Source organism: Bacillus sp. 5mfcol3.1, from assembly GCF_900114335.1.
GTDB lineage: Bacteria > Bacillota > Bacilli > Bacillales > Bacillaceae_G > Bacillus_A > Bacillus_A thuringiensis_S.
The window spans coordinates 747,052-769,715 of the sequence record NZ_FOST01000002.1 but is presented as its reverse complement, the minus strand read 5'-3'; the positions used below and the strand labels follow the sequence as shown (position 1 = coordinate 769,715).

Sequence of the window (22,664 nt, the reverse complement as noted above, 5' to 3'; positions counted from 1 at the left end):
TTCACTAAAAATTGTCCCCCTATTCTATTATCAAACAATAAAAAAAAATCGCAACAATTTGTTGCGAAAAATTACATTTTTTCTTTTCTATACACACATACTTGATTCTTCCCATTTTTTTTCGCTTCATATAATGCAATGTCCGCTCGTTGCATTAATTCTTCTCTTGTAGTTCCTTGTTCATATAACGCAACTCCAAAGCTAGCTGTTAGCTTCGAAATTCCAGTGAATTGCTTTGTTTCAATGAAGAATCGTAATGACTCCGCAACTTGAAATGCTTCCTTTTCTACTGTATTTGTCACTAATATAATGAATTCTTCTCCTCCCCATCTTGCAAATACATGTTGTTGCTCCACTTTAGATTTCATAAGCTCTGCAAGTTGTATTAAAGCCAAATCACCAAAATCATGACCATATGTGTCATTAACCGTTTTAAAATTATCTATATCAAATAAAATGATAGCTATTTTCTCATCACTACGTATTACCTTTTCCCACTCTACCTCTAGTATTTGTTGAAACTTTAAACGATTATAAATCTCTGTCAATGAATCTACCATAGCAAGTCTTTCTTGCTCTTGATAGATTTCATCTAATTCTGTAATTTCCGTGCACTTTACAATAAATCTTGATAAATCTTCTGGCAATGGTGTCGCACGTAATAAAAAAGTGGATACTACCCCTTCATAATTTAGCATCTTAATTCTTCTACCACTTGATAAAGTATCGTCTAACCATGTGATATCATGCGTCGTCGAATAGTATCCACTTTCTCTAATAAAATGTTCAGCAAATACTAAATGTTGCTCACGATAGGCAAACAGATTTTCATATCCAAAAAAAGCTAAAAAATTTGTATTACAATCAACAATCTCATCATCTTCTACTATAAATAATAGATCATTTTGAAAATCAAACATCGTTTGAAGCAATTCCTGCTGCAAACCGACTTGCCTTACTAAAGAAAGTTGATACAAACTCTTATTCACTTCCTCTAACACTGCTTGCGGAGTTACAGGAGCTATTACAATATTACGTATTCCTAATGCAAGTACATCTGTGAATTCTTTTGTTATTTGTTGATCCCAAATGACAATGAATGTACTGTGCGGAGTATACATATTCTTTATATATTTTATTTGAGAATAATCTGTTACATACGTAATGATAATGTGTGGTTTCGTTCTTTGAAATAATAGTTCGCCCTCTTCAAAACTATTTGCTATAAACATACATTTTGGATGGATATTTTCTACCGTTTGTTGATGCTTACATCCATTTTCTATATAAAGGACATTTAACTGCAGATCTTGTAACACATTTTGGAAAACCGTATTCTCTAATAAAAAATGTAGTATGTTCATCACTAGTCTTCACTCACTTCATATATCTTGTTCTACTGAATTCCTCACAAACTTTTTTAAAAGACTGTTCTCCAATAAACTTTAATTTGTGAGAGATACATATTAACAAGCTAATTGAGAATGTTATCTTCGCTTTTCACTCTATAAATTCCTTTTTTAGTGTATGATTGTAGGAATTGTATCGTTTGTATGAATGCCCTAGCTTATTTTTAAAACTTGACAATTAAAATAAAGATATTATATTCTTAAATTCGATAACTTACAAAATGTAAGTAGTGTATATTATTTTTTTGAAAATAATTCGATATACAATTTGGAGGATATACAATGACAAACGACAACTTTTTTAACGTTCTATATGAACGCACATCTACACGTGCATTCAACCCAAATAAAGAAATCTCATCTACAGAATTACATGAGATTTTAAAAGCCGCAGCACAAGCACCTTCCGCTTGGAACTTGCAACACTGGAAATTCCTTGTTTTTCAAGGTGAAGATGTACAAAAACGATTACACCCAATAGCTTATAACCAGCAACAAATTCTTGATGCTTCTGCAGTAGTCGCTATTTTAGGTGATTTAGAAGCTTATAAAAATGTTGAGCCAGTATATGGTCCAATTGTAGAACAAGGATTTATGAAAGAAGAAGCAAAAGAACGCTTAGCTAAAAATATTGAATCTGCATATGCTCGTGAACAATTCCCAAGAGATGCTGCCTTTTCAAATGCATCTTTAGCAGCAATGCAACTTATGCTTGCAGCTAAAGCAACTGGTTGGGATACTTGTGCTATTGGTGGCTTCAATCCACAAGCACTGACAGACGAATTTAACGTTTCATCTCGTTACGTTCCAATTATGCTTATTACAATTGGTGAATCAACTTTAAAAGGACACCCTGCACCTCGTATGAGCGTAGAGCAAGTGAGTGAGTGGGCAAAATAATAAAAAACGAAGGTAACTACATTGCCTTCGTTTTTTTATTCCCTGTCATACTTTTGTAATATTACTACAAATCATTCGACATTTATGATAAGGGAAAAGTATATTCTATTCCCTTATCATAAATAAACTTGACGTTTTGTGTCGAATTTTGTTTAGGTGTTGAAATATACCCGTGTATTTTTGTTACAATTGTGATACAATGATAACAAATAGATAACAAGAGAGGGATTTTCATTGAGTTCATACGGAAGCTTTATCGCACTTTTATGTTACATAGTAACTGTACTGCTTCTATATTTTATTGGTGATGCCGCAAACATCTCCATTTTACAATTCCCAAAAGAAGAAGCATTCCAATTAGAATCAGAAAAACATACTGCACGATCCATTGTACCACTACTCCTAGCTCTTCCTGTATATATCATCGTTTTATATAAAAGTAAAAAAGTGTAAAGGCTACCTATTTCATTTATTTCGGTGGTTTTTACATTTTTTTGTTATATTTCCCCTATTTTAAACATCATTCCATACTAAACACCCAGCTAGTCATTTAAAATGAGAAAATCCCCTAGAAAAAATTCCACTCTCTGTCCAGTCACTCACTACCGAACTTACATAGATTATAAGTGTGAAGGGGGTGATGAGGATTATGTTTGGATCATTTGGATGCTGTGATAACTTTAGAGACTGTCATCATCATGAAAGAGAGTGCAGACATCATGAGAAAGAGAAAGAGAGAGAAGTAGTTAGACCACAACAACCAGCTGTATGTAACGTACTTGCTAGCATTTCAGTTGGAACAGAACTTTCTCTTTTAAGCATTAGAGGTAATGGCACTTTCAACAATGTAATTTTTGAAGGTTTCGCTAACGGTGTTGCTCTTTTCTCTGCTTTAGCTCGTAATAACAAAGACGACAAAGATAACAATAAAGACGATAAGAACAATCAAAATCGAAATACTTTTACTGGTATTTTACGTGTATGCCCAACTGATATCGTTGCTATCGCTATCTAATTCCGTTCCTTATCCTCTATAGTAAGAAAATAAGATTTATTTTTCTCATAGAAAAAACCTGAGACCGATTTCAAATCGACTCAGGTTTTTTTATTGGTTATATGCTTTTAACTAGTTCAACAACTTCTTCAGCAGTTGACATCATTAATGCTTTTTCTGCTAATGTTTCCATTTCTGCTTTTGACAACTTGCTTAGTTGTGTTCTTGCAGGAAGAATAGATGTTGCACTCATACTGAACTCATCTAAACCTAATCCTAATAATAATGGGATAGCAAGTGAATCGCCTGCCATCTCACCACACATACCAGCCCATTTGCCTTCTTTATGAGCAGCATCGATAACCATTTTTACAAGACGTAAAATAGATGGGTTATATGGTTGGTATAAGTATGATACTTGTTCGTTCATACGGTCTGCAGCCATTGTGTATTGGATTAAATCATTTGTTCCGATAGAGAAGAAGTCAACTTCTTTCGCGAATTGATCTGCTAATACTGCTGAAGCTGGGATTTCAACCATCATACCAACTTCAATAGAATCAGAAACAGTTGTACCCGCTTCTACAAGTTTCGCTTTCTCTTCTAATAAAATTGCTTTTGCTTGACGGAACTCATCAAGAGTTGCAATCATTGGGAACATAATTTTTAAGTTACCGTATACGCTAGCACGAAGTAATGCACGAAGTTGTGTACGGAACACATCTTGCTCATCAAGACATAAGCGAATTGCACGGTATCCTAAGAATGGGTTCATTTCTTTTGGTAAATGTAAGTATGGAAGCTCTTTATCTCCACCGATGTCAAGTGTACGAACAACGACTGGTTGACCTTCTTTTACACCTTCAAGAACTGCTTTATACGCTTCGAACTGCTCTTCTTCTGTTGGAAGATTGTCACGACCCATGTATAAGAATTCTGTACGGTATAAGCCAACGCCTTCTCCGCCATTATCGATAATACCTTGTACATCATTTGGTGTTCCGATATTTGCAACAAGCTCAACGTGATGTCCATCACTTGTTACAGTAGCTTGGTCTTTTAATTTTGCCCATTCAGTTTTTTGCTCTTCAAATTTCGCTTTCTTTTCTTCAAACGAACGAAGAGTTTCTTCTGATGGGTTTACAATTACTTCTCCATCTAAACCGTCAATGATAACGATATCGCCGTTTTGGATTTTCTCCATAACAACTTTCGTACCAACAACAGCTGGAATTTCCATAGAACGAGCCATAATTGCAGAGTGAGATGTACGTCCACCGATATCAGTAGTGAAACCTTTTGCATACTTACGGTTTAACTGAGCTGTATCAGATGGTGTTAAATCTTCAGCAATAATGATTACCTCTTCAGAAATTGTACCAGGATTTGAGAAGTTAATTCCTAGTAAATGTGCAAGAACGCGTTTTGTTACGTCACGAATGTCCGCAGCACGTTCTTTCATATATTCATTATCCATGTTTTCAAACATAGAAATAAACATTGATGCAACTTCATCCATTGCAAATTCAGCATTTACTTTTTCGCTATTTACTTTATCTTTTACTGGGTTTACTAGTTCTGGATCATTTAACACTAATAAATGTGCTTCAAAGATCGCAGCTTTGTCAGCACCTAGCTCAGCAAATGCGTGGTCCTTAATAGCTTCTAATTCAGTTTTTGCTTTCTCAAGCGCAGCGTCTAAGCGTGCAATTTCTGCAGCTTCGTTTGTAATTGATTTCTTTTCGATGTTAAATTCAGGATTTTCAAGTCTGAAAGCCTTTGCAATAGCAATCCCACTTGATGCAGCGATCCCTTGAATGTTAAGAGTCATTATTCTCCTAATCCTTCGTTTTTCATAGTTTCTTCGATAGCTGCTAGTGCTTGAGCTGCATCATCACCATTTGCAGTGATTTTAATTTCTGCGTTTTGTTGAATGCCTAAAGACATAACGCCCATGATTGATTTTAAGTTAACGTTCTTTCCGTTATACTCTAAGTTAATGTCAGAACCGAATTTGCTTGCAGTGTTTACAAGTAGAGTTGCTGGACGAGCATGAATTCCTGAGTCGCTAGTTACTTTAAAGATTTTTTCCATGATTATTTATCTCCTTTAAATTACAGTTTTTTTTAGTTGTATAGACGTGAGTACTACATCATCTATTGTATATAATAGGCGATGTTCGGTCAACCACATCGCCTATTATAATTATAAACATTTTGCGTCAAATTCCTACTGAATGTCAATAATAGCGGTTTCGCCCTTCTTAACATTTCCATCTTTTTTCAATTCGACTTGTTGCCCTTGTTGTAAGTTTGTAAATACAATTGGTGTAATGATAGATGGTGCATTTTCTTTTACAAATGCAAGATCTACTTTTAATAATGGTTGGCCTTGCTTCACTTTATCACCTTGTGCTACAAGTGCCTCGAATCCTTCACCATTTAATTTTACAGTATCAATACCAAAGTGGATTAAAATTTCTTTTCCGCCTTCAGATTGAATACCAATCGCATGTTTTGTAGGGAATACATTGACAATTTCACCGTTAACTGGAGAAACTACTGTTCCTTCAGTTGGCTCAATTGCAAATCCGTCTCCCATCATTTTTCCTGAGAATACTTGGTCAGGCACTTCTGTAATTGGTAAGATTTTCCCTTCGATTGGTGATACAATTGTTTCATTTTCATCAACTTTTTGAGGAGTTTCTTCCACTTTTACAGGTTCTTCTTTTTCAACATGAGGTGTACGACCTGACATTATATCATGAATTTGTGATTTTAACGTGTCAGATTTCGGTCCGAAAATAGCTTGAATGTTATTTCCAACTTCAAGTACACCAGCTGCTCCAAGTTCTTTTAAGCGGTCTTTGTTTACATTCTTTTGTTCGTTAACTTGAACACGTAAACGAGTAATACAAGCATCTAAAGAAGCAATGTTTTCTTTACCACCAAGTGCTACTAATACTTCACGAGGAAGTTCGCCTGCCTCTGTTTTTCCTGCACCGTCATTCGCATTTGCCTCTTCACGACCAGGTGTTTTTAGATTCCATTTACGGATTGCAAAGCGGAATCCGAAGTAGTAAATAACTGCTAGTACAAGACCAACAATAATTACCCACCACCATGCTGTACGGCCTGGTAATACACCGAATAATAGGAAGTCAATTAAACCACCAGAGAATGTCATACCAATTTTAACACCTAAAATTTGCATTGTCATAAATGATAGACCAGCAAATACAGCGTGAATTCCGAATAATACTGGCGCTACGAATAAGAATGAAAATTCAAGTGGCTCTGTAATACCTGTTAAGAAAGATGTTAATGCTGCAGAACCTAAAATACCTGCTGCTAATTTTTTATTTTCTGGACGTGCTTCATGGTACATTGCTAAAGCTGCTGCTGGAAGACCGAACATCATGAACGGATACTTACCAGTTGTAAATGTACCTGCTGTTAATTCTACACCGTCTTTTAACTGTGCCATAAAGATTTTTTGGTCACCACGGATTAATTCGCCAGCTGCATTTGTATACTGACCGAATTCGAACCAGAACGGTGAATAGAAAATGTGATGTAGTCCAAATGGAATTAATGAACGTTCAATTAAACCGAATATAAATGCTGCGATTGTTCTATTTGCATCAATCATTTGATGTGAGAACGTGTTTAAGCCACCTTGAATGTATGGCCAAACGAAGCACATGATAATACCTACTATTAAAGAGAATGTTGCAGTTGCGATCGGTACGAAACGCTTACCTGCAAAGAAACCTAAGTATGATGGTAATTCAATGTTGAAGTATTTATTATAGCAATATGCCGCTACTATACCGACGATAATACCACCAAATACCCCTGTTTGTAGCGTTGGAATACCTAATACGTTTGCATACGCTGGATCTGCAAATCCAATTTTTACTGGGTCTGCTCCAGAACTTGTTACTTTCACTAGCTTATCTACTTCTAAGAACACACTCATCGTTTTGTTCATAATTAAGTAGCCGACGAATGCTGCTAAACCAGCTACTCCATCTCCACCAGCTAAACCAATTGCTACCCCAACTGCGAATAATAATGCAAGGTTAGCGAAAATAATATCACCAGATTGTTCCATAATTTTTGCAACCATTACGAACCAATCTGCCTTTAAAGCAGGAATAACATTTGTTAACTGTGGATTTTGAAATGCATTACCAAATCCAAGTAAAATACCTGCTGCCGGTAAAATCGCTACTGGAAGCATTAACGCTTTTCCGACTTTTTGAAGAACACCAAAGATCTTCTTAAACATGGAAACCCTTCCTCTCTTATCTATATTGATACCTTCCGACAAACGCCAAAAAGACATGAGGAAAAAAAGATAGAACGATAGCTATACAAAGGGTAGTATATCCCTTTCTCTAGCTTACATTCCTTACTTTTCTCCACTCATGCCTGATCGAATCAGTAACACGTGTCAAAAATAGGTTTACGTATAAGTTCACTATAATTAAGGCAAACGTTTTCGTTACTCACCTTAATGTGTTTGTCGAAATTTGTATAACTTTGCAATAGTTATTATACATAACTATTGTAAGCGATTCAATCATTTTTTTTAACGTTTTCATTTTAGACAAAAATATATGACTTATTACACATGCTCTGCCTTGACTAAGCGTTGCAAGTGCATCGTTAAATAAATACTTTCAGCTTCATATACAGGTAGTTGCAACTCTTTTTGCATGACCTTAACTAGCTTCCAAGCTACGTTATAGCAAACTGGATACTCCGCCTTTAATAAATCGGCAAAACTTTGCGATTCTTCTACTTTTTCTCCCTTTTTCACCCTCTCAATAGCATATTGAAGATGACGAATAAGGCGTAAATAATGAATGCTCTCTTGATCTAATGTAATTTCTAAGTTTGTCTCAATTAAAGATACAAGTTGTGCAATGAGACGGGAGTTTTGATTAACTGAAGATAAATCAGAATTTGTAAGCGAACTGTAAATGTGAAGTGCAATAAAACCAATTTCTCCTTCTGGCAATGTAATTTGCAAACGAGAATTTAAAAGTTCTACAACACCTTCCGCAATTTCATATTCCTCTGGATAGAGCATTTTTGTTTCAACTAAAAAAGGATTATCAATTGTAAGTCCTTGTTTTAACCTTTTAATTGCAAATGAAATATGATCTGTTAACGCAATATGAATATGTTCATTTAGTGGAGATTTCGCTTTTTCTTGAATGTACAGCATAATATCGTTCATCAATCCAATTAATTTTTCACTAACATGCGGCACTAATAATTTATATTGTTCACGATCACGTTCATTTTTTAAGACAAACATTTTTTCGATTTGTTCTTGCTCCAATACATCTTTCGCTTTTTTCCCAAATCCAATTCCTTTACCAATCACTACTACTTCCTCGTGTTCAGGATGGCTAGCAATGATGACATTATTATTTAAAACTTTTTTAATTTCTAGATAATTATTCATATAACACCACCCTCGTACTTAAATAGCCTACTTTTATGTTACAGAATATTCTTCTTTGTCGTCAATGTAAAACATCTGCCATTTAATAAAAATTCATTTTTTAGACATGTTTATATATGATGCGTATAATGTAAGAGCACCTGTACATAGAAAGGAGATAACAGCATGATTAAAATGTTTGTAAGTGATATCGATGGTACAATGATGCAACACGGAGGTCTTATTGATGAACAAGATGTTGCGGCACTACGCAGCCTCGCCGAGCAAAATGTTATTCTTTGCTTCGCTTCCGGAAGACTTGATAATGAAATTGCAGACTTAATGAAAGCTGTAAATACAAATTTTCATCGTATTAGTGTAAATGGTGTTTTTGTATATACACATGAAAATAAACAACTATTATCTGCAACTTTTGATTCCAGCATACTTCCCGATTTGTTAGCTATGACGAATGAAAATCCTTATTTCCGTTATGTAAGTGATGAGCATAATTATTACATTGAAGAGAAAACACCTTTTATTCAAGAACTTGAACAACAAGTAACAATGACTTCTGTTGAAGAACCAAACTTACTACAGAAGATTGATGATACAATTTTCCCAAATAAAATTTCCGTCGGTGGAACAAAGGAGAGCTTACAACTCCTTCAAAAAAAAATTGATGAAAAATTCCACGGGAAAGTTAGCACTTTCATCTCAGCAGAACAATGTTTAGATGTAATGCCACCGAATGTTAGTAAAGGCTCTGCCATTTCTATTTTATTAAATGAGTTTCAAATAAAACCTGAGGAAATTGCTTGTATAGGGGATTCTTACAATGATATTCCTATGTTTTCTTTAACTCCTCACAGTTTTGCTATGTCGCAAGCAGATGATGCAGTAAAAAAACACGCTCACTATGTAGTAAATCACGTCAAAGATGCTGTTAACCACGTAATTGCTCATAATAAAAATACGACTCATTCCTTATAAGGATGAGTCGTATTTTTATTTCTTTACATGTTATCCATTTTCATTTCGACTGTACTTCACAAACTGAAATATACTATTTGTTACGTGCGATATTCGTAATAAATTTATAACGATCTCCACGATAAATACATTTCACGTACTCTAGCGGTATCTCACCTTCTGAATATGACCATTGACGCATTACAAGTACAGGCGCCTTTTTAGGAATATGCAGATGTTCAGCTTCATTTTCCGTCGCAACAGAAGCTTCAATTGACTGAGTAGCGCTAACAAGTTTAAAGCCCAGTTTTTTCTCTAAATGTTCATATAAAGATTGTTGCAATATCTCTTCGTTAATATCTTTTACAAGAGCTGGCGACAAATATGTCGTCTCAAAAGCAATCGGTTCATCATCAGCTAAGCGAATACGCCTCACTTCATAAACCGATTCCCCCTCCTGTATTCTCAACCGGTCTGCTATTTTAGCAGTAGCTGGAACTAGGCGGAAACTAAGTAATTGACTACTTGGGTTCATTCCACGAGAAATCATATCTTCTGTGAAGCCCGTCATTCCTTGCAATTTTTGTTCCACTTTCGGAAGTTGGACAAATGTTCCAATTCCACGCTTCCGATATAAATAGCCTTGTTCCACTAAATTATTAATCGCCTGTCTGATTGTCATACGACTCACTTCGAACTTATCACAAAGTTCATTCTCAGATGGGATTTTATCTCCCGGCTTCCATTCGCCGTCCTCAATTAGCTGTTTCACCCACTCTTGAATCTGATAATAGATCGGAAATGGTGAATACTTGTCGATGTTCATCAGCAATCGCCTCACTGCATAAAGATAGAGCTTCTTGATCTGCGATTACGGTTACATTCGGATGACGTTGTAAAACTGTAGCCGGACACTCTTCACTATATTCACCTTGCAATAATTCTTTAACAGCTTCTGCCTTTTTAGAACCCATAGCAACAAGTAGAACTTGTTTCGCTTTCATAATGCTTCCAATTCCCATTGTAATCGCATGAGTTGGCACATCTTCTTCTTTTTCGAAGAAGCGAAGGTTTGCTTGGCGTGTAGATTCTGTTAATTCAACAATGTTCGTTGGAGAATTAAACGGTGTTCCTGGCTCATTAAATCCGATGTGACCGTTTTCACCGATTCCAAGAATCTGTAGGTCAACTGGGTTAGCAGTTAGAATGCCCTCGTAACGTTTGCACTCTTCCTCTAAATCACTTGCCATCCCGTTTGGTACATAAGTTTGTTTAAATGGAAGATGATCAAACAACTGTTCTTGCATAAAATAGTGATAGCTGTTTTTATCTTCATGTGGTAAATTTACGTACTCATCTAAGTTTACAGTGGTTACACGGCTTGTATCAAGTTTATTTTTTCGCATTTCTGCATAAATACCTAATGGAGAGCTTCCTGTAGCCATTCCTAATGTTGGATTTTCTTTTGTTTTTACAACTTCTTCAATTAATTTATAACCTGCTTCGGCTAGTTCTTCTGGAGTTTTTACAACAAGAATATTCATTTAATTACTTCCCTTCCTTCATATGAATTCCTAAACGAACCGTATCATATACATGTAAATCTTCATTCATCACAACAAAGTCTGCATCTTTTCCTACTGCTAATGCACCTTTATTATTTAATCCAAACTCTTCTGCTTGGTTAACTGATGTCATCAGTACTGCATCTTCGATTGAACAACCCGTAAATTCAATTACATTTCGGAAAGCTTGATCCATTTTTAGAATACTACCAGCTAACGTTCCATCTTCTAATCGAGCACTACCATCTTTTACATGTACTGGCTGTCCGCCAAGCTCATATAATCCATCTTCAAGACCTTTTGCGCGCATTGCGTCAGTAATAACACTTACTTTTTTCGGTCCTTTTAACTTATATGCTAATTTCACCATATCAGGGTGAATATGAATACCATCTGTAATTACTTCAACCATTACATCTGGATTTAATAACACATGACCAACAACTCCTGGTTCACGGTGATGTAATCCACGCATTTGATTGTATAAATGTGTCGCATGTGTAATCTTTCTATTTTTTAGTTGCGCATCAATTGCATCTGTATGCCCCATTGTGCCCACTACACCAGTTTCAGCAAGATATTGTTCAAACTCTAATGCTCCCTCTTCTTCTGGTGCATATGTTACTAATTTAATTAAATTCCCACTTGCTTCTTGCCATTGTTTAAATTGCTCAATATTTGCAGGAACGATATGTTCAAGTGGTTGTGCACCTGCACGTTTCTTTGAAACATAAGGTCCTTCTAAGTGAATATATTCGAAATGCGCTCCTTTTTCTTTTGCTTCTTTCGCAGCAGTTAGCGCTGCTTCAATTGCCTCTGGAGCTTGTGTCATTGTTGTCGGGAAGTAAGTTGTAACCCCTTCTTTTAACATTTCTTTACCTAGAGTTACTAACCCATCGCTATTTGCATCCATCGCATCAATATCGTATCCACCATGAATATGAACATCGATCATACCTGGAATTACAATCTTCCCTGTAGCATCAAAAACAGTTTCATTTTCTTGTGGTACATATTGAGCCATCAAACCAATTTCTTTAATGGTTTCTGCGTAACGGATAAATCCGTTTTCCACTATTTCTTGACCTGTGTAAATTTTGGCATTGATGACAATTTGCGTTTTCATTTTCATCGATCCTTTCCCATGAAATACCTACTTGTTATTATTACCTTATTCGCCTAGTTCCATCTTAATATATGCACGAGTAGTTGTCTATACATTCTAATGAAATTTCCTTTTTATTCAACAAAAAAGGAAATTTCTTACGTCCCTTATAATTATAATATATATTATTCATTTTTCCAAAAAGGGACAGTATCCACCCCTAATATAGAAATCACTTCAACAATGGCATTAACCCGCTAGACTCTAACATAACATGTTCACCATCTGTTTCTATTTCTACTGTACGTTTATTCGTTCTATATACCATTATACAGTGCCTTTTTAAGCGTTTTACTACACTTTGATGAGGATGTCCATACGGATTACTACTCCCGTAAGACAGAATAGCAAACTGCGGTTCCACTTTTTTTATAAACGTTTCACTTGTTGAAGTATACGAGCCGTGATGCCCCACTTTTAAAACATCTGCATGTACATCAAATTGTTTTAATATTTCATGTTCTGTCCGTACATCCGCGTCACCCATTAATAAAAAATCCGCTTTTCCATATCGCACCTTTAAAACAATTGAGGATTCATTATTTTCATCTTTTGATTTCCCATTGTTTAATACTTGTATAGAAACATGTGGATCCAGCGGTATATATTGCCCTTCCTTTACTGAAACGAAAGGTATCCCTCTTTTTTTAATATTATTCCGATATGTATGATAAGTAAGAGAACTATATGTTTTTCCGCTATCTAATATAAGCGATACCGGCATTTGCTCTACAATTGGAATTAGCCCCCCTATATGATCCATATCAGGATGAGTACTGACAATTACATCTAAATGATTAATCCCTTTCTCAATTAATTTCTGAATAATAACCTCTCCTGCTTCATAAGGTCCTCCATCAATTAACATTGTTTGTCCGTTTGGCATTATGATAAGTGTTGCATCACCTTGCCCCACTTTTAAAAAGCTCACTTTCATTTTACTAAGATGTTGCCGATGCATATGTAAAGGAGACGTAGTATGAATAGACATCATATACCTTTTAGCTGATGCGCTATTTAAAGAAAAACATAATAAAACAGAAACTAATAATAGAATAATCCGCATACCTCTCATAACTCGTCTCCTTTTTTCATTTAGTATGGCACTGTAAATAATTGATATACAAAAAAAAGCTTAGCAAAATGCTAAGCTTTTATTTCGATATCTCTTGTAAGGAACCGAAGAATAAATCCGCTTCATTCATTTGTTCATTCTCTTCAGAAAGCGGCGGTAAATCATCTAATGTTTTCAATCCAAATGTGTCCAAAAATTCTTTTGTTGTTCCGTATAAAATAGGACACCCTGGTCCTTCTGCTCTTCCCATTTCTTTTATAAGTAAATGTGAAACCAACGTTTGTAACGCCTTATCGGTTTTAACTCCTCTAATCTCTTCCATTTCAGTCCTTGTGATTGGTTGACGATATGCAACAATCGCTAACGTTTCAAGGGCAGCTTGTGAGAGTGAAGCTGCTGTTGGTGTATCTATTAATTTTTGATAATATGAAGCATGTTCTTTCTTTGTAGCAAAACGATATACTTTTGCATACTGTACAATTTGCAAACCACGGTTTGCACCTTCACATTCTTGTTGCATTTCTTCTAAAATATTAATTACTTCATTCATTTCAATTTCAAGAACTTTCGCTATTTGTTCTGGATAAATCCCTTCATCACCAGAAACAAATAAAAGGCCTTCAATAATTGACTTTTGTTCTTTCCTATCCATTTCACGAGCTCCTTCCTTCTATTTTCCCATAAAAATACACATCAAAAAACCGAATCACAATCAATGCGTTCGGTTCAATATTTCTTCTCTTGTTCCAAACGATACATTAAAACATAGCATGAGATAAAGTGTTTCTATCCCAATTTCATATACTTGCTCTATGCAGATTTATTAGAGCTTGATACGAAAATTTCATCAAAATTATGTTCTTGCTCAATTATGATTTGTTGATTTTTCATAAGTTCCAGAACTGCTAAAAATGTTACAACCATTATTTCACGTTCATCATCAACAAACAAATCATGAAAACTTTGGCGACCACCCTTTATTTTTAACTGCTTTAAAATATCAGTCATTCGCTGTTCAATTGGTATTTCTTGACGAGTAATACGTGTTGTTACAGGTTTTTTTGCCTTTTTACGGCGCATTAATTTTTGAAATGCCGCTAGCATATCATATAACGTAACATCAAGAGGCAAGCTTGTCTCTTCTTCTTGTTGCAACGATGTAAAGTCAATTGGTGGACGTGTATATAGCTGTGCTCTTTCTTGTTCTCTTTCTTTTAACTCAGTAGCAACTTGCTTATATTTCTTATATTCAATTAACCTCTCCATCAATTCTTGACGAGGATCATCTATAAAATCATCACCGTTATCAAGTACATCTTCTTCATGTTTCGGCAACAACATTTTACTTTTAATTTGTAATAACGTTGCGGCCATTACTAAATACTCACTTGCAACATCTAATTGCAGTTCTTTCATCGTATGCACATAAGATAAATATTGCTCTGTAATATCTGCTACAGGAATATTATATATATCAATTTCATAACGATGTATTAAATGTAACAATAGATCTAAAGGCCCTTCAAAAGCCTCTACTTTAAAATTATATTGCACAAAGCATCCCACCACATTTTTTCTATAACAACATAAGTATAGAGCATACTCATGTTCTATCCAACCTTTTTAAGAAATTTAATTAAAAATAGACCGATGCCTATGTCATCATGCCCACCACTTCATATGATAACAGTGTAGTAAGAACAATGTAGGAGGTCAAAAAACTATGGGTCACGTTGATTGTGGTTTTAGCGGTGGGTTCGCATTACTTGTTGTACTGTTTATTTTGCTAATTATTGTAGGAGCAGCTTGCTTCTGCTAATATGAACAATAACGGCTAGGGGGAAATCTCCTAGTCGTTTATTGTTCATATTTCTATGATACACTTATATGTATAACCGTTAGATAGGGGCGAGAAAACATGTATCCTACCGAATACATACAATTTTTAATTCATTTCCAAGGAGATTACGACTATTTTGAATGCCACGAAATACTAGAAGAGTACTGGAAGACAAAACCAAGAGGAAATCGTGATCATTACTTAGTTGGTCTCATTCAAATTGCAGTTTCTTTATACCACCAAAGACGTGCTAACTGGAATGGTTCCACAAAAATGATGAAAAGCGCAATCACAATTTTAGAAAAAAGCGGTGTGTCTTTACAACGTTTAGGAATTAATCAAGTACAACTTCTTTCCTTGCTCAATGAAAGATTGCAATCTATCCATAAAAAAGAACGTTTTGTACCTTTATTTTTACCCTTATCAGATCCATTGTTAGAGAAGCAGTGCATAGAGTTATGCAAAAAACAAAACCTCTCTTGGAAAGACTTGAATGCTATTCCAAGTGAATATATTATACACAAGCACACTTTGCGTGATCGCACAGAGGTCATTACTGAACGAAACGAACAATTACAAAAAAGAAAGCAGAGATAATAAACTACTTATCCCTGCTTTCACGAATGTATATTTTGTTCTAGCCCTTTACATTTTTCGCAAAAATTTGCTGTTTGCTCATTTCCGCAAATTGTAAACTCAAGAAATTTACTCTTTAACTCTTGAACCATCTTCGTTCCAATCCCCACATGACGGTGAGACGGATTTACACTTAAATGCTGAATTTCTAATACTTGATTCTCTTTTTTTACAATCCCCATTATTCCAACAAAATCTTCATTTTCTTTCCACAAATACAATTGCCAATCATCTTTTGCTTCATATTCTTTCATTGTCAATTGTAATGTTTTCAAATCTTTTTCAGTTGGCATAAACGAAAGAAGCCCCATTGCGATTTTTTCATAACTTTTTTTAAAACGAATTAACATAACCCTTATCCCTTCTCACAAAAGTTACAAACTAGTAATCCCCTCAATCACTCTTTTCATATCACATTCATTTTACAATATTTTCAACAGAGTGAGAAGAGTCTAAAACAACTTGATAATCATACAAAGCGAAAAGAAGAAAGTCAAATCTATGTTTCAGCACTATTCCTTTAATAAATAGAGTGAAAAAAAGAAAATTTTATATAGAATGAAAAGAAACATATCATTCAACATCACTTCATTCATAGTTACCCTAAAGCAGCACAATTCTAGCAAAATTAATATAACAAAAAGTATTTGTGGAAACATATAATGTAATGTATTCTATGTAATTTGTTAAAGGTTTGTTCTCACAAGCAATATATTTTAGCAACAATACTACTTGTATGATGCTGTAGAAGAAGTACTCAATCTCATTAAAAATAAAAAAGAGAGCAAAAGCTCTCTTTTCCCTTACCTTATTCTTCCCAAACTTTAACTTCTTTCATTACATCGCCTTGACGCATTTTTAATACTGTTTCAATACCGCTTGTTGCTTTACCAAATACAGTATGAACGCCATCTAAATGTGGCTGTGGCTCATGAACAACAAAGAATTGGCTACCGCCTGTGTTACGGCCAGCGTGAGCCATAGAAAGTGATCCTACAAGGTGTTTATGAGGGTTTCCATCAGTTTCACATGGAATAGAGTAACCTGGACCACCAGCACCTGTACCTGTTGGGTCTCCACCTTGGCTTACGAAGCCAGGAATAACACGGTGGAATGTAACACCGTCATAAAATCCTTGCTCTGCTAATTTTTTAAAGTTTTCTACTGTTTTTGGCGCTTCTTCTGGGAAAAATTCCAATTCGATTTTTTCACCGTTTTCCATTAATATGTATCCTAAAGTTTTCATATGTATATGTCTCCTTTCAACTATCTCAGCATTATATTACCACATTCATGACTAGAAACAAAAAGAATCCGACAATCTAGATACTTCTTTTTTAAAATGTGGAAAAAGCTAGGTGACAAATAAGAAATATATACTATAATAACTTTGTTGCCCGAAAATTTTAGAAAGAGAAAGGGAGCGGTTTTTCGTGAAAACGAAATTATTAGCTCTGCTATTAGCTGTAACGGTATTTATGATGCCAACAGCTTCATTTGCAGACATCATCGAGGGAGAATCAATTGTTACACTAGGAGATAACTTATCCGAACAACAAAAACAAGATCTGTTAAAAGAAATGAAAGCACCGAAAGATGCTACAATTATTACTGTATCTAATGCGGAAGAACATAAATTTCTAGAAGGCATTGTTCCAAAAGCACAAATTGGTACGAGAGCAATTTCTTCTTCTATGATTACATACACAAAACCAGGATCTGGTCTTATTGTGCGATCAAAGAACATTAACTGGGTAACAGATGCAATGTACACTAACGCTTTGATTACAGCAGGTGTAAAAGATGCAGAAATTCAAATTACTGCACCTTTTAAAGTTTCAGGAACTGCAGCTTTAACTGGATTAATGAAAGCATATGAAACTGCGTCCAATAAACCAATTCCGGAAGAAGTTAAAAAAGTAGCGAATGAAGAAATGGTACAAACAGCCCAGCTTGGTGATAAAATTGGTGAAGAAAAAGCAGTTCAACTTGTTGCAAAAATTAAAGAAGAAATTGCAAAAGAACAGCCAAAAACAACAGAAGATTTACGTTCATTAATTAAAAAAATTGCTGATCAACTCGGCATTACATTAACAGATGAACAATTAGATAACCTAGTAGCGTTATTTGATAAAATGAAGAATCTTAATATCGATTGGAATCAAGTTGGTAGTCAATTAAACAAAGCAAAAGAACACGTTTCTGCCTTTTTAGGATCTGAAGAAGGACAAAGTTTTCTAGATAAAGTGAAAGATTTCTTCTCAAGTATCATTGATTTTGTTAAATCTTTATTCAAGTAAAAAAGAAGCCCGCCAGTGACGGGCTTCTTTTTTATACAAGTAACGGTAATTTCATAACAGCCTCTTCAACCGAACGCACTATATGATTTGCTTTCTCCTTTACATATGGATGGGCATGATGAAGAGTAAATGAATGCGGGGTTACTTCAAACATAGAAATATCATTGAAGGAATCTCCAATACAAGCAACTTCATTTGCTTCAATTTGCAAATGGTCCATTAGTCGCTTTAGAGCACTCCCCTTACTCACGCCTCTTGGCATAATATCAACATAGCGTTTACCTGATATAAAAACTTCCGCTTCGCCTTGAAACATATCTCGTAGCTCTTGATCTAACGTCACAATTTTCTCTTCTTCTCCAAAAACAAACAATTTTGCAGGGTGTACAGTCTTACCAAACTCTTCTTCTAACGCTTCAATTTCAGCGATATGCACGCCCATATACGCTTCAAAATTATGGTGATGTTCATTTTTCCTTTTTGTATATCGTTGCTCATTTGCACAAACAATATCCGCTAGTCCTTTTTTATGTATATATCGATATATTTCCTGGGCAACCGTATTTTCAAAACTCGATTCATGAAATAAATTCCCATCTGGAAGTAACATTGTCGCTCCATTTAAGCCAGTTGTGTAATATGGGAATGAAAACCTTTTTACAACTTCATCAATTCTGTGTGTAAAGCGGCCAGAGGCAAAACAAATATTTGTCCCTTTCTCAGCTAACCAACACAGCGCACGTTCATCTTCTTTTTGCATATGATTCACATCGTAAACGAGCGTGTCATCTAAATCACTTACAAATAATTTAATCATGTCCTCTTCCCCTTCCATACACAATATCTACTCTAAGTGTACACAAAAAATGTTTGATTTTTGTTAAAAAACAATAAATTTTTACTAAAAAAAATAAACGGGTGTATAATCCCGTTTATTTTTGTCTTTTTACATTTTGAGGTCTTACAATACTTGGTCGTACTTTTAAACTAGACATCGTTGGGCGGAGTAAAATTTTTGTTAACGCGCCCCAATCAAATGGTAAAAACGGCCATAAATAAGGTGTTTGTAAACTTTTTATAGACGTTAAAAATAAAATTAATATCGTCATACCAATTACAAATCCCATCTCATGGAAGAGACCTGTTAAAATAATAACAAACAATTTCCCAACCTTATTTCCTAATCCTAATTCATAACTCGGTGTTGCATATGCACCAATCATCGAAACCGCTACATACAAAATTACTTCTGGCACAAACAAACCTACATCAATTGCAATTTGACCAATTAATATGGCGGAAATCAACCCTGCTGCAGACGATAATGGGGTTGGAGTATGAATAGCAGCCATCCTTAAAAACTCAAGTCCGACCTCTGCCATTAACACCTGTAATAGGATTGGTAAATGCGTCATCTTAGTCGGTCCAATAAAAGCAAGATTTGCTGGTAAAAGAGTTGGATCAAATACAAACACTAACCAAAATGGTAATAAAAATAACGAGAATATAACACCTAAAAAGCGCACCCAGCGTAAAAATGTACCGACAGCTGGATTTTGTCTAAACTCTTCTGCATGCTGTAAATGGTGAAAATATGTTGTCGGTGTAATCATGGCACTTGGCGATGTGTCAACAAGTACTAACACATGTCCTTCTAGTAGATGATTTGCTGCTACATCTGGCCTTTCTGTATATCGAATAAGCGGGAATGGGTTATAGCTTTGCTTTACAACAAATTCTTCTACTGTTTTATCCGCCATCGTAATTCCATCTACATCAATGTTATTTAATTCTTGTTTTATAATCTTTACTAAATCTGGATTTGCAACATCTTGAACGTATGTAATACAAATATCCGTTTGTGATCTATCTCCTACTCGAACCATTTCATTTCGAAGTCGTGGATCTCGAATTCTCCTACGAATTAACGCTGTATTTACAACGATATTTTCAACAAATCCATCCCTCGCACCGCGTACTACCTTTTCGGTATCTGGTTCTGTCGGTGTTCGCCCTGGATAACTACGAACATCAATCGCGAACGCTTCCGTTTCACCTTCCACAAATATCACAATGAGCCCTGATAATACTTGGAGCATTACCTCATCCATCGTTTTCACTTTGCTTACTTGTTGATGGATTAAGCGATTCTCTAAAAGCTTCACTGTATCTTCTTCTACATCCCTTATCTCATTTGTATCCACCGCTTCTTCTAAAATAGGGATAATATAATTTGTATCACAAAGTCCGTTTACAAATAACACACCGATTTCTTTATTCAAAATTTGAAATTTACGAATGCCAACATCGTATGTAACGCCTAGTCCAACTGTCTGCTTTAAATAATTTTCATTATCACTTATGAAAGTTGATATAGGGATATCCACTTTTTTAGGCTTCGTCATAAAAACCACTCCTTTCCAAAATTAATTGAATCGCTTTTCTAGTAATAGGTGATCCCCTCTCCCATTCATCATTCCCGCACATCTTACCAATGTCACCGACTCCAACGATGACAGGAACATTCAAGTCATCTAAACAATAAATTGTATCTCCGCTAATTCTGCCAATTTCACCATCTGGAAGTCCAAATTTATCAACACCGTATTCGGTTAAATTTCCGTTCCGATCTACACTTACATCTACACGTGCCCATTCCCAATGATGCGTATTAGACGCTACCGCTAAAATACCGAGCACATCAATTTGTTTATGGGTAGCTACATATTTTAAAGCCTTTTCACCAGATCCTTCTCCAATAAATCCACTGTCATCAAACATGACAAATACAGGGTCATATGGCGTTTGCATAATAAGCTCAACAACTTTTTTCCCTGTCAATTTGGTTGGATTACTTTGTGATGCTGAAATACACCTTCCCCCAAATTCCTTTGTTAAAAGCTCAATTGTCCGCTTTGCATATTCATCTCCATCTGTGACCAAAACAACCCTTCGTCTCATTTGATTTATCCTTTCGGTTTACATATAAGTGCTATAAAAAACGAAAACAATATCGCTGCGGAAATGCCCGCAGACGTTAAACTAAACATGCCAATACCAATTCCTAAATATCCATGTTTTTCTGCTGCATGCATTGCTCCGTGCAATAGTGAATGTCCAAAACTTGTAATAGGGACTGTTGCTCCAGCACCTGCAAACTTTATTAGTTTATCGTACAATCCAAATCCATCTAAAATTGCTCCGATGACTACAAAAGTTGCCATTAAATGAGCTGGTGTTAACTTTGCGAAATCTAACAATAGTTGCCCAATTACACAAATAGCTCCACCTACAAGAAATGCATATATAAAATCCACAATTCACTCTCCTTTAACTCTCTCAAATACGACACCATGTGCAATTGTTGGAATCGTTTCTTTCTGTTGCATCATTATCGGGCTTAATAATGCGCCAGTGGCAACGACAAAAATTCGTTGTAAATTCCCTTTTTGCATCTCGTGTAATAAATGGCCATATGTGACAACTGCTGAACAAGCGCAACCACTACCACCTGCAAATACTTCTTCTTGACTTGATTCATAAATCATTAATCCGCAATCATTGTATATATGTCCAAGATCGTAACCTTCCTCAAGTAAAAGTTGTTTTGCAATCGGTGTCCCAACAGCTGATAAATCACCCGTAACAATCAAATCATAGTCATCGGCACTTCTTCTTAAATCTTCAAAATGCTGTTGAATTGTATGAGCTGCTGCTGGAGCCATCGCTGCCCCCATATCCAAAGGATTTGTGATTCCTAAATCTTGCACTTTTCCGATTGTAGCCGCCGTAATTTTAATTGCACTTTTTTCATTGCTAATTAATATAGATCCTGCACCAGTCACAGTTGAATTTGCTGTCCCTGGTTTTTGCCCACCGTACTCTGTTGGATAGCGAAATTGTCTTTCAGCCGTTGCATTATGACTACTTACTGTAGCTAAGACACGATTTGCAAATCCACCGTCTATAAAAGCTGAGCCAACTGCTAAAGTCTCCATAGACGTCGCACAGGCGCTAAACATTCCTAAAAAAGGAATGCCCCACTGACGCGCAACATAATTTGCTGTCACTGTTTGATTTAATAAATCTCCCGCTAAAAAGAAATCAATTTGCGATGTTTTTATATTCCCTTTTTGCACTGCTTGTTGAATTGAGTCTGACATTAATCTTCGTTCGGCGAGCTCCCAATTTTCCTCTCCACAATGCAAGTCATCATATGAAATATCAAAATCTTTTCCAAGAGGGCCCTCAGCTTCTTTCGGACCGACAGCAGTACCCGTTGCATTCACATATATATCGTTTTGAAATACCCACGTTTGTTTTCCGGTCAACCTCATACTAGCCCCTC

25 protein-coding genes are annotated in these 22,664 nt (G+C 35.5%); 7 read left to right on the top strand and 18 right to left on the bottom strand.

Translation table 11 applies throughout. From position 1 onward, the window contains the following. Positions 1-71: 71 nt before the first annotated feature. The gene (locus BM089_RS13465) at positions 72-1,364 is read right to left on the bottom strand and encodes a GGDEF domain-containing protein (protein WP_001023187.1); all 1,293 of its coding nucleotides are present in this window, start codon (positions 1,362-1,364) and stop codon (positions 72-74) included. A gap of 327 nt (positions 1,365-1,691) precedes the next feature. Between BM089_RS13465 and BM089_RS13460 the strand changes: the two genes are divergently transcribed. From BM089_RS13460 to BM089_RS13450, 3 genes are all read left to right on the top strand, one after another. Beyond that, complete coding sequence (locus BM089_RS13460) at positions 1,692-2,309, top strand: nitroreductase family protein (protein WP_000180387.1); 618 nt, start codon at positions 1,692-1,694, stop codon at positions 2,307-2,309. A gap of 234 nt (positions 2,310-2,543) precedes the next feature. Then, positions 2,544-2,762 carry a hypothetical protein gene (locus BM089_RS13455; protein ID WP_000100485.1) on the top strand — a complete coding sequence of 73 codons (219 nt, stop codon included), beginning with the start codon at positions 2,544-2,546 and terminating at the stop codon, positions 2,760-2,762. Between the two features lie 196 nt (positions 2,763-2,958). Then, entirely contained in the window at positions 2,959-3,324 is a 366-nt protein-coding gene (locus BM089_RS13450) for a DUF3915 domain-containing protein (RefSeq protein ID WP_000468017.1), read from the top strand. 97 nt (positions 3,325-3,421) lie between these two features. Here BM089_RS13450 and ptsP read toward each other — a convergent pair whose 3' ends face one another. From ptsP to glcT, 4 genes are all read right to left on the bottom strand, one after another. Then, complete coding sequence (gene ptsP / locus BM089_RS13445) at positions 3,422-5,134, bottom strand: phosphoenolpyruvate--protein phosphotransferase (RefSeq protein WP_000174216.1); 1,713 nt, start codon at positions 5,132-5,134, stop codon at positions 3,422-3,424. Then, entirely contained in the window at positions 5,134-5,397 is a 264-nt protein-coding gene (gene ptsH / locus BM089_RS13440; RefSeq protein ID WP_000411080.1) for a phosphocarrier protein HPr, read from the bottom strand. Before ptsH ends, ptsP begins: the two co-directional genes overlap by 1 nt. Before the next feature lie 135 nt (positions 5,398-5,532). Next, positions 5,533-7,596: a PTS glucose transporter subunit IIABC gene (ptsG, locus tag BM089_RS13435; RefSeq protein ID WP_061659903.1), complete on the bottom strand. Its 2,064-nt coding sequence runs from the start codon at positions 7,594-7,596 to the stop codon at positions 5,533-5,535. 339 nt (positions 7,597-7,935) lie between these two features. Beyond that, positions 7,936-8,784 carry a glucose PTS transporter transcription antiterminator GlcT gene (glcT, locus tag BM089_RS13430; RefSeq protein ID WP_090977137.1) on the bottom strand — a complete coding sequence of 283 codons (849 nt, stop codon included), beginning with the start codon at positions 8,782-8,784 and terminating at the stop codon, positions 7,936-7,938. A 165-nt stretch (positions 8,785-8,949) separates the two neighbouring features. On the opposite strand from glcT, the gene BM089_RS13425 reads away from it, so the two are divergent. Next, entirely contained in the window at positions 8,950-9,756 is an 807-nt protein-coding gene (locus BM089_RS13425) for an HAD family hydrolase (protein ID WP_090977135.1), read from the top strand. A 73-nt stretch (positions 9,757-9,829) separates the two neighbouring features. Here BM089_RS13425 and BM089_RS13420 read toward each other — a convergent pair whose 3' ends face one another. The 6 genes from BM089_RS13420 to scpA all read right to left on the bottom strand — a co-directional run bounded on the left by BM089_RS13420 (position 9,830) and on the right by scpA (position 15,094). Next, complete coding sequence (locus BM089_RS13420; RefSeq protein WP_014894892.1) at positions 9,830-10,561, bottom strand: GntR family transcriptional regulator; 732 nt, start codon at positions 10,559-10,561, stop codon at positions 9,830-9,832. Further along, positions 10,491-11,279, bottom strand: coding sequence for a glucosamine-6-phosphate deaminase (gene nagB, locus BM089_RS13415; RefSeq protein ID WP_001024208.1), 789 nt, complete (start codon positions 11,277-11,279; stop codon positions 10,491-10,493). Before nagB ends, BM089_RS13420 begins: the two co-directional genes overlap by 71 nt. Before the next feature lie 4 nt (positions 11,280-11,283). Continuing rightward, positions 11,284-12,426 (bottom strand): N-acetylglucosamine-6-phosphate deacetylase, encoded by a 1,143-nt coding sequence (gene nagA / locus BM089_RS13410; RefSeq protein ID WP_001987227.1) that lies wholly within the window; start codon positions 12,424-12,426, stop codon positions 11,284-11,286. 211 nt (positions 12,427-12,637) lie between these two features. Continuing rightward, positions 12,638-13,540, bottom strand: coding sequence for a ComEC/Rec2 family competence protein (locus BM089_RS13405; protein ID WP_090977133.1), 903 nt, complete (start codon positions 13,538-13,540; stop codon positions 12,638-12,640). Between the two features lie 79 nt (positions 13,541-13,619). After that, positions 13,620-14,192: a segregation/condensation protein ScpB gene (scpB, locus tag BM089_RS13400; RefSeq protein ID WP_090977131.1), complete on the bottom strand. Its 573-nt coding sequence runs from the start codon at positions 14,190-14,192 to the stop codon at positions 13,620-13,622. Between the two features lie 158 nt (positions 14,193-14,350). Beyond that, entirely contained in the window at positions 14,351-15,094 is a 744-nt protein-coding gene (gene scpA, locus BM089_RS13390) for a segregation/condensation protein A (RefSeq protein WP_001199751.1), read from the bottom strand. A gap of 169 nt (positions 15,095-15,263) precedes the next feature. Here scpA and BM089_RS13385 point away from each other — a divergent pair, with 169 nt between their 5' ends. After that, on the top strand, positions 15,264-15,359 hold the full coding sequence (locus BM089_RS13385) for a YjcZ family sporulation protein (protein WP_000510194.1): 96 nt from the start codon (positions 15,264-15,266) through the stop codon (positions 15,357-15,359). 99 nt (positions 15,360-15,458) lie between these two features. Beyond that, positions 15,459-15,977, top strand: coding sequence for a DUF309 domain-containing protein (locus BM089_RS13380; protein ID WP_000283610.1), 519 nt, complete (start codon positions 15,459-15,461; stop codon positions 15,975-15,977). A gap of 20 nt (positions 15,978-15,997) precedes the next feature. Here the strand turns inward: BM089_RS13380 and ribT are convergent, their stop codons facing one another. Next, complete coding sequence (ribT, locus tag BM089_RS13375) at positions 15,998-16,366, bottom strand: GNAT family N-acetyltransferase RibT (RefSeq protein WP_090977129.1); 369 nt, start codon at positions 16,364-16,366, stop codon at positions 15,998-16,000. Between the two features lie 458 nt (positions 16,367-16,824). After that, on the bottom strand, positions 16,825-17,262 hold the full coding sequence (locus BM089_RS13370; protein WP_000853788.1) for a peptidylprolyl isomerase: 438 nt from the start codon (positions 17,260-17,262) through the stop codon (positions 16,825-16,827). Between the two features lie 187 nt (positions 17,263-17,449). Between BM089_RS13370 and BM089_RS13365 the strand changes: the two genes are divergently transcribed. Continuing rightward, positions 17,450-18,316, top strand: coding sequence for a DUF1002 domain-containing protein (locus BM089_RS13365; protein WP_090977127.1), 867 nt, complete (start codon positions 17,450-17,452; stop codon positions 18,314-18,316). Between the two features lie 31 nt (positions 18,317-18,347). Here BM089_RS13365 and BM089_RS13360 read toward each other — a convergent pair whose 3' ends face one another. The 5 genes from BM089_RS13360 to spoVAD all read right to left on the bottom strand — a co-directional run bounded on the left by BM089_RS13360 (position 18,348) and on the right by spoVAD (position 22,653). Then, positions 18,348-19,151, bottom strand: a complete 804-nt coding sequence (locus BM089_RS13360; protein WP_003271593.1) for a Cof-type HAD-IIB family hydrolase — start codon at positions 19,149-19,151, stop codon at positions 18,348-18,350. 97 nt (positions 19,152-19,248) lie between these two features. Continuing rightward, the gene (gene spoVAF / locus BM089_RS13355; RefSeq protein WP_000165595.1) at positions 19,249-20,721 is read right to left on the bottom strand and encodes a spore germination protein SpoVAF; all 1,473 of its coding nucleotides are present in this window, start codon (positions 20,719-20,721) and stop codon (positions 19,249-19,251) included. Continuing rightward, positions 20,708-21,277, bottom strand: coding sequence for a stage V sporulation protein SpoVABEA (locus BM089_RS13350; protein ID WP_001254416.1), 570 nt, complete (start codon positions 21,275-21,277; stop codon positions 20,708-20,710). Before BM089_RS13350 ends, spoVAF begins: the two co-directional genes overlap by 14 nt. Before the next feature lie 5 nt (positions 21,278-21,282). Beyond that, positions 21,283-21,633 (bottom strand): stage V sporulation protein AE, encoded by a 351-nt coding sequence (gene spoVAE / locus BM089_RS13345; protein ID WP_000345907.1) that lies wholly within the window; start codon positions 21,631-21,633, stop codon positions 21,283-21,285. A 3-nt stretch (positions 21,634-21,636) separates the two neighbouring features. After that, positions 21,637-22,653: a stage V sporulation protein AD gene (spoVAD, locus tag BM089_RS13340; RefSeq protein WP_001241140.1), complete on the bottom strand. Its 1,017-nt coding sequence runs from the start codon at positions 22,651-22,653 to the stop codon at positions 21,637-21,639. Positions 22,654-22,664: the final 11 nt, after the last annotated feature.